At 58.0% G+C, this 590-nt stretch carries 1 pseudogene; it reads right to left on the bottom strand.

Annotation, left to right across the window (positions count from 1 at the left end):
* Positions 1–185 (bottom strand): annotated as a pseudogene (locus IVA74_RS36055) (flagellar protein); the annotation flags it as partial.
* Positions 186–590 lie beyond the last annotated feature (405 nt).

Consider the following 590-nt stretch of genomic DNA (forward strand, 5'->3'; position numbering starts at 1 on the left):
TTGTTGATGTCGCTGGCGCGGTTGTCGAGCGACTGCGCGGTGAAGAAGTTGGTGGGATTGTCCAGGGCCGAGTTGACGCTCTTGCCGGTCGACAGACGGCTCTGCGTGGTGGCGAGAAGATCAGCGGTGGACTGGAGGGAGAGCAGGTTCTGACGAACTGACGAGGAGAGAACGATACCGGACATTGAGTGTTACCCTTCTGGTACGCAACGCAACAAACTTCGATTAGGATTAATCGATGCCGGAACCGTGAACACAGACGGCTAACAAAGCATGAAGCGTGTCGCTCCAATCCCTGCGCGGATTCACCATATGCACGATCGGAGCCGGATCGGGCTCTCCCATATCGCCATGATAGGATGACGCTTTTTCGTGCAACGAGCCAGCGTTTGCGACTTGTCAACCATAACTCAGAGTGAGCGATCGGCTGCATCCAGATGCATCGTCTCCGCTTCGCCGAGCGGCACTCTGATGCCGTCGCAAAAAGAAAGCGGCGGAGCCGAAGCCCCGCCGCCGGATCTTGCTTGCGATGTCTTCCGCTTGTTAGCGGAGCAGCTGGAGCACGCTCTGCTGCGACTGGTTGGCCAGCG

This window comes from Bradyrhizobium sp. 132 (assembly GCF_023074185.1).
Taxonomy (GTDB): domain Bacteria; phylum Pseudomonadota; class Alphaproteobacteria; order Rhizobiales; family Xanthobacteraceae; genus Bradyrhizobium.